General features: G+C 36.2%; 15 protein-coding genes. 13 read left to right on the top strand and 2 right to left on the bottom strand.

Annotation, left to right across the window (positions count from 1 at the left end):
* Positions 1-132 precede the first annotated feature (132 nt).
* The 11 genes from FYJ79_RS11880 (at position 133) to FYJ79_RS11835 (ending at position 8,474) form a co-directional block, all read left to right on the top strand.
* On the top strand, positions 133-954 hold the full coding sequence (locus FYJ79_RS11880) for a Cof-type HAD-IIB family hydrolase (RefSeq protein ID WP_154518768.1): 822 nt from the start codon (positions 133-135) through the stop codon (positions 952-954).
* 85 nt (positions 955-1,039) lie between these two features.
* Complete coding sequence (locus FYJ79_RS11875) at positions 1,040-1,864, top strand: alpha/beta hydrolase (RefSeq protein WP_154518766.1); 825 nt, start codon at positions 1,040-1,042, stop codon at positions 1,862-1,864.
* Positions 1,865-1,948: 84 nt separating this feature from the next.
* On the top strand, positions 1,949-2,788 hold the full coding sequence (locus FYJ79_RS11870; RefSeq protein WP_154518764.1) for an HAD-IIB family hydrolase: 840 nt from the start codon (positions 1,949-1,951) through the stop codon (positions 2,786-2,788).
* 119 nt (positions 2,789-2,907) lie between these two features.
* Positions 2,908-3,369, top strand: coding sequence for a MarR family winged helix-turn-helix transcriptional regulator (locus tag FYJ79_RS11865; protein ID WP_154518762.1), 462 nt, complete (start codon positions 2,908-2,910; stop codon positions 3,367-3,369).
* Complete coding sequence (locus tag FYJ79_RS11860) at positions 3,366-5,108, top strand: ABC transporter ATP-binding protein (protein WP_154518760.1); 1,743 nt, start codon at positions 3,366-3,368, stop codon at positions 5,106-5,108. The genes FYJ79_RS11865 and FYJ79_RS11860 overlap by 4 nt, the downstream gene beginning before the upstream one ends.
* Positions 5,108-7,012 (top strand): ABC transporter ATP-binding protein, encoded by a 1,905-nt coding sequence (locus FYJ79_RS11855; protein WP_154518758.1) that lies wholly within the window; start codon positions 5,108-5,110, stop codon positions 7,010-7,012. Before FYJ79_RS11860 ends, FYJ79_RS11855 begins: the two co-directional genes overlap by 1 nt.
* A gap of 147 nt (positions 7,013-7,159) precedes the next feature.
* Positions 7,160-7,336 carry a hypothetical protein gene (locus FYJ79_RS11850; protein ID WP_154518756.1) on the top strand — a complete coding sequence of 59 codons (177 nt, stop codon included), beginning with the start codon at positions 7,160-7,162 and terminating at the stop codon, positions 7,334-7,336.
* Positions 7,337-7,426: 90 nt separating this feature from the next.
* A complete protein-coding gene (locus FYJ79_RS11845) occupies positions 7,427-7,594 on the top strand; it encodes a hypothetical protein (RefSeq protein ID WP_154518754.1) in 168 nt (55 codons plus the stop codon).
* 12 nt (positions 7,595-7,606) lie between these two features.
* Positions 7,607-7,729: a hypothetical protein gene (locus FYJ79_RS12720; protein ID WP_268233743.1), complete on the top strand. Its 123-nt coding sequence runs from the start codon at positions 7,607-7,609 to the stop codon at positions 7,727-7,729.
* 14 nt (positions 7,730-7,743) lie between these two features.
* Positions 7,744-7,881: a hypothetical protein gene (locus FYJ79_RS11840; protein WP_154518752.1), complete on the top strand. Its 138-nt coding sequence runs from the start codon at positions 7,744-7,746 to the stop codon at positions 7,879-7,881.
* Positions 7,882-8,036: 155 nt separating this feature from the next.
* A complete protein-coding gene (locus FYJ79_RS11835; RefSeq protein ID WP_154518750.1) occupies positions 8,037-8,474 on the top strand; it encodes a hypothetical protein in 438 nt (145 codons plus the stop codon).
* A gap of 46 nt (positions 8,475-8,520) precedes the next feature.
* On the opposite strand, the gene FYJ79_RS11830 is transcribed toward FYJ79_RS11835, so the two are convergent.
* Positions 8,521-9,297: a hypothetical protein gene (locus FYJ79_RS11830; protein WP_154518748.1), complete on the bottom strand. Its 777-nt coding sequence runs from the start codon at positions 9,295-9,297 to the stop codon at positions 8,521-8,523.
* A 124-nt stretch (positions 9,298-9,421) separates the two neighbouring features.
* Between FYJ79_RS11830 and lepB the strand changes: the two genes are divergently transcribed.
* Both lepB and FYJ79_RS11820 read left to right on the top strand, forming a co-directional pair.
* On the top strand, positions 9,422-9,922 hold the full coding sequence (lepB, locus tag FYJ79_RS11825) for a signal peptidase I (RefSeq protein WP_154518746.1): 501 nt from the start codon (positions 9,422-9,424) through the stop codon (positions 9,920-9,922).
* A 167-nt stretch (positions 9,923-10,089) separates the two neighbouring features.
* Positions 10,090-11,850 (top strand): P-loop NTPase family protein, encoded by a 1,761-nt coding sequence (locus FYJ79_RS11820; RefSeq protein WP_154518744.1) that lies wholly within the window; start codon positions 10,090-10,092, stop codon positions 11,848-11,850.
* A gap of 81 nt (positions 11,851-11,931) precedes the next feature.
* On the opposite strand, the gene FYJ79_RS11815 is transcribed toward FYJ79_RS11820, so the two are convergent.
* The gene (locus FYJ79_RS11815) at positions 11,932-12,150 is read right to left on the bottom strand and encodes a hypothetical protein (protein ID WP_154518742.1); all 219 of its coding nucleotides are present in this window, start codon (positions 12,148-12,150) and stop codon (positions 11,932-11,934) included.
* Positions 12,151-12,232: the final 82 nt, after the last annotated feature.

Genomic DNA, 12,232 nt, shown 5'->3' with positions numbered 1-12,232 from the left:
CGTAAAAATATAGATACAAATCCACAGTGCTTATAAATGATATCATCAATGGCCGTAGATGATATCATTCTTAATTCGGCTAGAAAGGAAAAATACTCAATTCTAACCTTAAATTGAGTATACGTGAGAAAAATGAATGAACCAAAAGTCATTGTATTAGATATAGATGGAACACTTTTTGATGATGAAAAGAAAATTCAGCCCAAGACAAAAGAATTCTTAATTAAAGCCCAGGAGAAGGGTAATGTCGTTGTATTAGCGAGCGGTAGACCAGCAAGCGGATTATGGTATATTGCCGAAGAGCTCAAAATGAGTGAACATCATGGCTTATTATGTTGTTTTAATGGCAGTCAGGTTGTTGACTGTACAACAACAGATATTCTCTATAATACACCAGTAGATATTAATAAAGGCCGAGAAGTCTTAAAACACTTACGTAAGTTTGATGTCACACCAATGCTTTATAAAGATGCTTATTTATATGTCGAAAATGCCTATGCACCAAAAGTCGAATACGAGTCAAGACTCTGCAAGATGATGGTTTGTGAAGTCAATGACTTAGCTGCTTTTCTTAACTGGGGCACAAACAAGATCTTAACAGCAGGTGATCCTGCTTACTTAGAGAAACATGCCAAGGAAATGGCTGCCCCATTCAAAGATCAGCTTAATTGCATGTTTACCGCACCATTCTATTTTGAATTTACTGAAAAGGGTATTGATAAAGCGAAAGCTCTTGATGTTGCTTTGAAGAAGCTTGGCTATACAGCCAATGATTGTATTGCTTTTGGTGATGCTGAAAATGATTTATCGATCATTAAATTTGCGAAAACAGGTGTCGCCATGGGTAATGCAACTGATGAAGTCAAGAATGCTGCTGACTATGTTACACAGGATAATAATCATGAAGGTATTTACAATGCCCTCAAGAAATATATGCCTAGCTTATTAAAATAACACACTAAAGACTGTAACATACGTTATGGTCTTTTTAGGTTGAAAATATGATAGAATGCATTATATAAGAAGAAAGAGGTATAATATGGCACATTTAACTTGTAACTTTTTTTCAAAATCACTTATGCGTACAGTCGATATCACGGTGATTCTTCCAACTGATAAGTATGTCGCATCAGATCCCCATTACCAACCACCAAAAACATTTAAAACACTCTATTTATTACATGGTATATTTGGCAGTACAACGGACTGGATAATTGGTACACGTATTGCAGCCTGGGCAGCTGAAAAGAATTTGGCTGTTGTGATGCCAAGTGGTGAAAATAAGTTCTATGTTGATCGTCCTGATAGCTTAGAATATTTTGGAGAGTTTATTGGAAAGGAGCTTGTGGATTTCACAAGAAGAACCTTCCCCCTATCGACAAAAAGAGAGGATACCTTTATTGGTGGCTTGTCCATGGGTGGCTATGGTGCTCTTCGCAATGGTTTAAAATATCATGAGACATTTGGTTCCATTGTTGCTTTATCGAGTGCTTTATTAATTGATGATATTCTTGTATCGACATATGATCATCCTAATCTTCTTGGTAATCGTCATTATTATGAATCTATCTTTGGTGATCTTTCAAAGCTCAAGGGCAGTGATATGGATTATTATGCCCTTATTGATGGTTTGAAGAAAGAAGATATTCCTCATATCTATATGGCATGTGGGGATGATGATAAATTGAGAAAACAAAATGATGCCTTCCATCAATACCTGACAAAGAAAGGTATTCCCCATGAATATCAGACAGGACCTGGGGGACATGATTGGGTCTTCTGGGACACATTTATCTCGAAAGCCCTCGCTTGGTTACCTTTGGATGAGGCTAGTCAGGGTGTTAGCAGTGGACATGTCCATTAAGTCTTTCACAATAAGAAAATCAAAAGTATTCTTCAATATCCTTTATTAAAATAGTCTTGAAAATATTGAAAGTGGAGGATTACTATGATTAAGCTATTTGCATCGGATTTAGATGGAACTTTGTTGGCAAGGACACATCAGTTTGATGAACTTGTTGTTGCGTCGATTGAGAAGATTGTTGCATCAGGCTATGACTTTACGATTGCAACTGGAAGAGATAGCCATATGACAGCACTACATGGATTAGAGAATAAGATCTATCAGATCTGTTTGAATGGAGCTCTTATTAAGAGTCCTCAAGGACATATCTTGAAGCAGGAATTGATTGATGAAGAGGTTTTGAAATTGATCTTGGAAGAGTTTGGTGACTTAAATCTCGAATTCCTTACCCCAACTAAGACCTATACCCAACAATCCATTGAAGCATTCACACAGAAATTAAGAGATAGACCTATGCCTCAAGATACTGATGTAGATGTCGCAAAGATGTTTTTGGAAAATACCTCCAAGCACTTAGTCTTCAATCAAAGCATAGAAGATATCTTAAAACAGGATATCTGCAAGATTAATACATTTCTAGAACCAGGACAGTCTTATCATCGTTTCTATCAGTTCCTTGAACAATATGACAACGTTATTGTCAATGAACCATGTGATGACAATATGATTGAAATCACGAAGAAAGGTGTTAATAAAGGAACAGCTCTTCGTTGGCTTGGACAATATCTTTGTATTCTTGATGAGGAAATAGCAGTCTATGGGGATGGTGGTAATGATATCGCTATGTTGGCAATGTTCACACATTCCTATGCTCCCTCAACAGCCTTAAAAGAAGCCAAGCAGGCTGCCAATACACAACTTGGTCCTTATTATGAATATAGTGTTGCAAGACATATGTTGGAAACAATCGCAAAACAAAGATAGCACTCACCTCATCATGGAGAGTGCTATTTGATTAATATTTTCACAAAAAGACTTTCCCTTGCAATTTACTAGGGCCCGAGTATAATGATTGCGAGGAACCTAGGAAAGTTGGTGAAAGCATGAATGATGAAATGCCAGAACGTGCTCTTTATGGTCATTTACGGAAAATGGGTCATTTTCTTTTTCTTTACACGGGCAGTAAAACAGGACAGCGTCGGGCGTTGATTTTTCTTGATGAAAAGCAGGAAACAAGTCAGCGTGAATTACAGACAAAGCTTGATATTCAGTCTTCTTCGCTTGCGGAAATGCTTGGCAAGATGGAAGCAGAAGGACTCGTGGAAAGAAGAAAGGACGAAGAGGATGCACGTAAGGTTCTTATTCGCCTAAGCGAAAAAGGACATCAGGAAGCAAAACGCCAAAAGGCACAGCTTGATGCCATTACATTACAATTATTCTCAACATTAACTAAAGAAGAAAAAGAGACTTTGCTTTCTCTTTTGCATAAATTAAGTGTTGATTGGGATCAGTTAAAGCATAATCCAGAGTTTTTAAATCAATTGGAAGGAGTCAAGAAAAAATGATTAAAATTCTACTTAACTCATTAAGAGAGTATAAGAAAGATGCAATCAAAACACCAATCATCGTTATTGGTGAAGTCATTATGGAATGTATTATTCCATTTTTCATTGCCAGACTTGTCAATCTCTTGCAGGCTGGTAAAGCTACTCCGCATGTATTATGGACTTATGGTCTTGTATTATTTGCGATGGGCTGTCTTTCGCTCTTCTTTGGCGCATGGGCTGGTATTACTGCAGCTAATGCTTCAGCTGGATTTGCGAAGAATTTAAGAAGAGACATATTCACAAATGTTCAGTCATTCTCTTTTGAGAATATTGATAAATTTAGTGCATCATCACTTGTCACACGTATGACAACGGATATCACAAATGTTCAGATGGCTTTTATGATGATTATCAGAATTGCAGTGAGAGCACCGTTGATGATTATCTTCTCATTTGTGATGGCTTATATGATGGGTGGTTCTTTATCTTTTATTTTCCTATTTACTATTCCTGTTCTTGGTGGTGGTTTATTCTATATTTCAAAGAAGGTTATGCCTTTATTTAAGGCTGTCTTTAATAAGTATGATAAATTGAATGCTTCTGTACAGGAGAATATTAATGGTATTCGTGTTGTAAAGTCATTCGTTCGTGAAGATTATGAAAATAAGAAATTCTTTAATGCGGCTGAAGATGTACGTGGTGATTTCACAAGAGCTGAAAAGATTCTTGCGATTAATGCTCCATTGATGCAGTTCTGCTTATATTTAGTTGTAGTCTTTACATTATCATTTGGTTCATATCGCGTTATTTCTACAGGTGCCTTAGGACTTAATGTTGGCCAGCTTTCTTCCATTCTTACATACTCTTTCCAGATTCTTATTTCCTTGATGATGCTTTCAATGATCTTTGTCATGATTACCATCTCAACTGAATCTGCTGAACGTATTGTGGCTGTATTAAGTGAAAAGAGTACCCTTACTAATCCAGAACATCCTCTTATGGAAGTGAAAAATGGGGATATTGAATTTAAGAATGTTTCCTTCAAGTATTCATCAAAAGCAGATCGTAATGCCTTAGATCATGTCAATCTCTCTATTAAGAGTGGTGAAACTGTAGGTATTATTGGTGGTACGGGTTCAAGTAAGACATCATTAGTCAATTTGATTTCAAGACTTTATGATGCTAGTGAAGGGGAAGTGCTTGTTGGGGATCATAATGTTAAGGATTATGACCTCGTTACCCTAAGAAATCAGGTTTCTGTTGTTTTACAGAAGAATGAATTATTCTCTGGGACAATTTCGGATAACTTACGTTGGGGTAATGAGAGTGCGACAGATGAAGAAATTAAGGAAGCTGCACACTTAGCTTGTGCTGATGAATTTATTGACTTGATGCCTGAAGGTTATAATACTTATATTGAACAAGGTGGTACTAACGTATCAGGTGGACAAAAACAAAGACTATGTATTGCCCGTGCTCTTTTAAAGAGACCAAAGATTCTCATTCTTGATGACTCAACAAGTGCCGTTGATACAAAGACGGATGCTAAGATCAGAAATGGCTTTAAGCGCTTCATCCCTGAAACGACAAAAATCATTATCGCTCAACGTATTTCATCCGTACAGGATGCTGATAAAATCATTGTCATGAGTAAAGGCAGCATTAATGCCATTGGTACACATGAAGAATTACTTAAGACAAATGAAATCTATCAAGAAGTTTATTACTCACAGAATAAGAAAGAAGGTGACAAATAATGGCACAGAAATCAAATCTATCACTCGTTAAAAAGGGGACCTTAAAGCGTTTAATGAAAACACTTTTCGCTTTCTTCCCAGTCCTCTTGCCATTCGTTGTATTCCTTATTCTTCTTAATGCCATCATTTCAGCTATTCCAGCTGTCTTCCAGCAGCGTATTATCGCATTAATTGATCAGGCTCTTAGAAAACATATCAGCTGGTCACAAGCTAGTGGACCAATCTTTAAGAATCTCTCTATTCTTATTATTCTGTATGTCATTTCTCTTGTTGCCGCATTTGTATACCAAAGATTAATGGCGGTTATTACCCAGGGCTCTCTTGCGAAATTCAGAGAACAAGCCTTTAAGCGTATGGAAAGCTTGCCAATACGCTACTTCGATACTCATGCCCATGGTGATATCATGTCCGTTTATACAAATGATATCGATGCATTACGTCAGATGATTTCTCAGTCTTTCCCACAGCTCTTCTCGACATTTGTCGTCCTTGTGACACTAGCTGCTGTCATGATTTATTACTCAATCAATATGTTTATCATGATTATTATTGGTGTCATCTTAATGGCCATTGTCACAAAGATTATTGGTGGTAAATCCACAAAGTATTTCGTGAAGCAGCAGGTCACACTTGGTGAAACTGAAGGTTATATTGAAGAAATGATGAATGGTCAGAAGGTTGTTAAAGTCTTCAACCATGAAAAAGAAGCAATTGCCGACTTTGATAAAGTCAATGAAAACTGGTTTGAAGCAAGCCGTAAAGCGAATATGTATTCCAATATTCTTGGTCCTATTCTTCATAATATGTCCAATATCCTTTATGTCATTGCAGCAATTACTGGTGGTGTCTTATTATTATGGCATGTACCTAATATCTCTATTTCAGGTATGGCTATTTCTATTTCTATCGTTGTTCCTTTCCTTAATATGACAAAGCAGTTTACGGGTTCAATTGGCCAGGTATCACAGCAGATTAATGCCGTAGTTATGGGGCTTGCTGGGGCTGCTCGTATCTTTGAATTGATGGATCAGGAACCAGAAGTCGATGAAGGCTATGTCACTTTAGTAAGAGCTAAAGAAGTCAATGGTGAAATTGTGGAAACTAATGAACGTACAGGTATGTGGGCTTGGAAACATCCTCATCAGGATGGTTCATTAAGCTATACGAAGCTTGCCGGTGACGTTGAGCTAGAAGATGTAGATTTCAGCTATAATCCTAATAAACAGATTCTCTTTGATGTCAATGTCTTTGCGAAACCAGGCCAGAAGGTTGCCTTTGTCGGTGCTACAGGTGCTGGTAAAACAACCATCACAAACCTCATCAACCGTTTCTATGATATCCAGAAAGGTAAGATTCGATATGATGGTATTAATATCGATAAGATTAAGAAGGATGATCTTAGAAGATCATTAGGTATTGTCTTACAGGATACCAACCTCTTTACAGGAACAGTAATGGATAATATCCGTTATGGTTATCTTGATGCAACGGATGAAGAATGTATTGGTGCGGCTAAACTTGTAGGTGCTCATGATTTTATTACCCGTTTACCAGAAGGCTACAATACGCCACTTCGCAACAACGGTTCAAACCTCTCTCAAGGCCAGCGTCAGCTTATTGCGATTGCGAGAGCGGCAGTTGCTGATCCACCAGTTATGATCATGGATGAAGCAACATCATCCATCGATACACGTACTGAAGCCATTGTCCAAAGAGGTATGGATGCTCTCATGCATGGACGTACAGTCTTTGTCATTGCCCATCGACTTTCTACTGTACAAAACAGTGATGTGATTATGGTCTTAGATCATGGTCATATTATTGAACGTGGTAGTCATAATGACTTAATTGCGAAAAAGGGTCAGTACTATCAGTTATATACTGGTGCCTTTGAACTTGAATAACAAATATGCTTATTGCCTTTCCGTTTATAGCGGAAGGGCTTTTTTTGCTTAAAAGGAGATTGTTATGGATAAAAATATTTCCTATGTGAAAAGAAGAGAATACAAAAAAGACTTATAGTATTCATGTAAAGAAAAGAGGGAAGAGAAATGAAGACAGTTTTAAAGTGCTATGGAATTTACAACAACTCAGAATCAAGAAAAATGAAAGCCCACTATACAAGAAAGGATAAGCACAAACAAACATATGGTTTCAGGATAAATGTCGTTAAGGTTGAAAAGCGGTGGCTTGTTGATAATCCGAGAGAGTTGGTGGCAAGTATGTAGAAAGGTTACGGACAATTTTCTTTCCAACATGAAAAGAAAGAAAAACAAAAAAGACTTATAGTAGTCATGTAAAGAAAAGAGGTAAGAATAATGAAGAATTTAGAAAAGTTTAAAACAGGATTTAGTATCGGCGCAAATGAATCTACAAAATTACATTTAAATCCTTCCAAGGGTATGAGAAATGTAATGAATAAAGCAAAGAGAGCAGAGAAAGCAGATAAGATCTTAGAATTTTTGAATAAGTGGATAAAGCATTAGAGGAGGAAGATTATGGATATTGGAAAAATAGTGTTAAAAGGTGGAAAATTATTAAATGGAAAATCTCTTATTTTATATGTTGGTGTGGAATTACTAAGTTTGATGATCAAAAAGTATAAGTGTGAAATGAAATAGAGGAGGAAGTAGAAATGGAAAATATTGATGTCATTGTAGCAGCTATTAAGGTAGGTCTATTTATTGTTAAGAAAGCGAATGTTTTACCAAGTACGTTTATGGATCTTGTGAATGAAGGAGTTGATTTTATCGGGAAGAAGTATGGTGGTTGATATGAAGAACTGGGGCATCAAAGAAGTGTGCATCTTTAGAGGTATTTGTTTGAATGAAATAGTGTTGGAAGAAATACCCTTAAAGATGCATATAAATCCTACTCATGTTGTTATTTATTACATGTTGTGAAACAAAAAGAAAGAAGGAGATATTTATGGAAATGAATAAAAGAAATGTTGTTAAAGAAATAAATCAAGATGAATATAGGAACGATGAAGAAATAAATGCATTAAAGAATAAAGCAGGACATCAGCTCAATGCTTCTGCAAAAATGAATAAAAATGGAAATATTGATCTGACAAAAGTATCGAATTCAAAAAATATTCTTAAAGTAGGAGGTACATTAATGGGATTAGCTTTTGGGCGTTGTTTATGTGGTGGTTTCTTTGCTGGAGTAGGAATGGTTATTGGAGTACCTGTGGGAGCGGGTCTAGGTTATGAAGCTGGTGTATGGTTTGGGACGATTGCAGGGGCGGCATGTGGTGAGAAAGGTGCAACTAAATTATTGGATTATTTTAATTATGAAAGTGAAAGTATTGTGAAAGGAGAAAGTCAATTTAACGTAAAAGCAGAAGCATCGATGCATCGATAAAAATGAAAAGGGCAGGATTCATAAGAATTCTGCCCTCAATGTTTTTTTATTCTTTTGTTTTGTTATGATGCTTAATAATAACATAGTGATAACCACGCTTCTTAGCATCATGTTCAATAACTGCTTTCCAGTCACTCGCCTTCGTATATTCAACAACATATGCTTTCATACCATAGCTTACAACACGATCAAGAAAAGCCTTCTTCTCATCACTGACTTTCTTATCCTGTCCAAGAGTACGTTTCTTTTTATTATACTTTGTATAGACATCTTCTCTTAAGACACCTGTAATGAGGGCTTTGTTTTCTTTATGTTTGATGAAATCATCAATAAATTCATGACCATCTTGAATAATGACTTTCATCTTCTGTTTATGAGCATAGTCTATAAAATGCATCATTGCTTTGTAGATGTTAATATCTTTATGGGCATATTCATAGAGATTGAAGCCACGGATATAAAGACCATCATAGCCATTAGCTTTCATAGTGTTGATTTGATCTGTGATATGTTTTTGCCATGTATCTAAGGTGATATTGGCATAGGTGGTATTCTTGTGAGTGATATTAGTGTTTTGATAGTTTGGATCTTTATTGGCTGTCATGTTGATTTGGCCATAAAGGGTTGTTGTGTGCTTTTTGATTTTTGTCGTTGTGGCTTTTGTAAAGGTTCCCTTTACAATAAGTGTAGTGTAATGTTTGTGAATATTTTCGACCTGTGTTTTGTCCATACCTGTTAATAGGGCAAAGTTTTCCATTTTCTTTTTACTACAGCCAGATAAAACAAGGGCACAGAGTGTTAATGTCAGTAATAATCGTTTCATGTTTTAGTCCTTTCAGCACTTCTACACATAAACCTTAGCACAAATTGAAGAACTTGAAAATAGTCGTGATATGCTTAATTGCCAGAAGGAGCGAGTTAGAGTATAATAACACCAGGTGAATAATATGGAGAAAAAACAAAGTTTAAAAAGTACAATTTGGGAATATGTGAAAGTTGTCTTAGTGACAGTCATCTTAACATACAGTTTACTCTTTTTCGTTCAGGTAAGTCGTGTTGTCGGTCATTCTATGGATCCAACATATCACAATGGTGAAGTTGTTTTAGTCAATAAACGTTTCTATAAGCTTAGTGATGTGAAATATGGGGATGTTGTAGTAGCTGAAGTGAATTTTGGTGATGGTGATGAACAAATCATCAAGAGAGTTATTGGTAAGCCAGGTGATACGATTAGCTGTAAGGATGGTGTGATGTATCGTAATGGCAAGAAGCTTGATGAAAGCTATATAATGGAAGATATGGCTAAGGAAAGCTGGAATTATCATGTGGCTGAGGGAAAGCTCTTTGTGATGGGGGATAATCGTAATAATTCTTCTGATTCAAGAGTTCTTGGTGCTCTTGATTTCCAACAACATATTGTTGGTAAGGTCTTCTTCCATCTTTTCTAGAGTGTAGGTTTACACTCTTTTTTGTTTATATATTACTAATATTTCAAAATATTCGAGTGATATATTGGATATTTAGAAAATAGAAAAAATAAAAGCGCTATCAAAAAATATTCTTTTTGCATTATGTATACTTTGGTATATAATCAGTTTGAATAGGAGGTAGTTGAATGGCTTTCAAATTTGAAATTACAAGAGGTAATGCAATATTAAACTTCTCTGAAGAATTCTGTCAGAGTCGTTGTGAACTGATTGAAAGTGAATCTTTCTTCAGAGTACTACGTAAATTTATTAAGGATAATGCCCGTCGTGAGACAACATTATATACTTACTTACACAAGATTGAATCAGACGATATCGCTTTAGCACACCAGTTAAAAGATATCTTCAGATTATTATTAATCATGGGTCCAAGTGAAATTGGTGGCACACGCCCAGAATTCAAGCCATATTTCAAAGATGGAGATATGGTCGAAGAACTTATCGAACAGCTTTACTTATTCTGGCGTAAATTACAACGTTATGCCTTAGTCTTCAATGATGAAAAACGTGAAGGTTATCAGAATGTTGGTTTTGCGGATGCCCAGGAAGAATTCGAAAAACTTATCTTACGTACATATCGTACAATTAGCTATCAAGCAACACATAAGACAGAAAAAGTCTTACGTCAGATTACAGCCGGTGTGAATGCTGGTTTAGAGATTACAAATTTACGTACATCATTACCATATGAATATAGATGCTTAGATGATATCCCATTTATTGAAAAGGTTGTTATTCATCCACCATTTATTATGTATTCACGTCGTAATAAACGTGATGGAGTATTCCCTGAAGTCAACTATAATCCAATTGAAGACAATAAATTTGATCCTGATGAATGGTTCTGTTATCCTGCTAAAGTAGGTGATCAGCTGGCATTCGTTTATTTCAATATTAAATATATGGCTCAGGGTATTACATTATGTAACCTCTTTGATTTAGCAGATGAATCTGAATATCGTGGACGTAAACCAGATTTAATCTATGTTTATGGTTATGAAGATGGTGAAAAGAATCAGGCATTCTATCAGGATGATAAGAATGATATGATGGTTGCATTACTTTCAGCTAATGATGAATTCGATTACTTCGGCTATATGAAGAAAATGTGTCTGACATTACATAATGTAAGACAGATCAACCATGGCAACCTTCCAATTCATGGGGCAATGGTTGTTATGAAACTTCATGATGGAACAACAAGAAATATTGTTGTCATGGGTGATTCAGGAGCAGGTAAGAGTGAAACAATCGAACAGATTAAAGCTCTTGGTGCAGCTTATATTGAAGATATCAAGACAATCTATGATGATATGGGTGTATTAAGCTATGATGCCGAATCACGTAGAGTCAAGACATCAGGTACAGAAACTGGTGCCTTCGTACGTCTCGATGACTTAGATGCAGGCTATTCATTTAAGGAACTTGACCGTTCTATCTTCATGAACCCAGATAAAAAGAATGCCCGTATCGTTATTCCTATTACTGACTATAAGGATGTTGTCGCAAAGCATGATGTAGACATGTTCTTATATGCGAATAACTATGAAGAAACAGGTGCACCTTTGGAATTCTTCGATAATGAAGAACAGGCACTTAAAGTCTTCAGAGCAGGCCAGCGTATGGCTAAAGGCACAACTACAGAATATGGCTTAGTTGGTTCATATTTCGCTAACCCATTTGGCCCAGTACAGCGTCAAGAACAGACAGACCCTATCTTAAAAGATTACTTCGATAAGATGTTTAAGCAGGGTGTTAAAGTCGGTCAGTTACATACAAGACTTGGTATCAAGGGTAATGAACATAATGGCCCTAAGGATGCAGCACTTGCCATCCTTAAATATATCACTGGTGAAGAAGAACTTAAGAAATTACCAGATGAAGAATAATCTTTTAGAGATTCAGTATAATACTGGATCTCTTTTTTTGCATAGAAAAAGGTATGAAATACATCATACCTTTTTAAAGCATTAATCTTTCTTTGTCTTCTTAGCAGTTACAAATGCCGCACCAGCTGAAACAATCAAGGCCATCATCCATCCTGCCATTTCTGTAGCGTCAGATGTATCAGTAGCTTTGCCAGATGTTTTCTTTGCAGTTGCTTTCTGAGCAGTCTCTGCATCTGTCTGCTTGCTGTCTGAGGCTGATGCTAGTATAAAAGTAGAACAAGTGAAATAGCTGTTTTGCAATAACCAGAGTGGTATAATACCGTGTTAGGTATAGTGCTTGTCTAGGTTAGTCAGGAGAGGAGTTGTTGTTCTATGGAAGACA

The sequence above is a fragment of the Sharpea porci genome (assembly GCF_009695655.1).
Taxonomy (GTDB): Bacteria; Bacillota_I; Bacilli_A; order Erysipelotrichales; family Coprobacillaceae; genus Sharpea; species Sharpea porci.
Note: the sequence above shows the minus strand (reverse complement) of the source record. Positions and strands in the feature narration are given on the sequence as shown.